The organism is Frankia sp. Mgl5 (assembly GCF_023242985.1).
Lineage (GTDB): Bacteria > Actinomycetota > Actinomycetes > Frankiales > Frankiaceae > Parafrankia > Parafrankia soli.
The window spans coordinates 1-299 of sequence record NZ_JALKFY010000050.1 but is presented as its reverse complement, the minus strand read 5'-3'; the positions used below and the strand labels follow the sequence as shown (position 1 = coordinate 299).

1 pseudogene is annotated in these 299 nt (G+C 56.5%); it reads right to left on the bottom strand.

Features of this window, described 5'->3' with window-relative positions:
- A pseudogene (locus tag MXD62_RS08315) lies at positions 1–299 on the bottom strand (DNA polymerase III subunit gamma/tau); the annotation flags it as partial.

Genomic DNA, 299 nt, shown 5'->3' with positions numbered 1-299 from the left:
CTGTATCTTAACCTTTTTTACTTCGGCGAGAATCTGGCTCCACTGTCCCCGAATCTGTTGCGTTAAGGTGTCGTTGATTGAACGGGCTGCCTCACGTACTTTATTCATCGGCGTCCGCGATCCGTTGTTCCCGCCTGCAGCCGGACTACGACGAGGCTCACGGGCTCGCGGCTCCTCAACGCTTGCGGCCTGCCCGATCTGCACTTGTCCGCGAAGCACTTGCCCCAGCTTTTCTTCCAGCAGGTGAAGCCGAGCAGTAAGTGCGGTAATCTCATCAGGATCAGACATCTGTGCCGAAG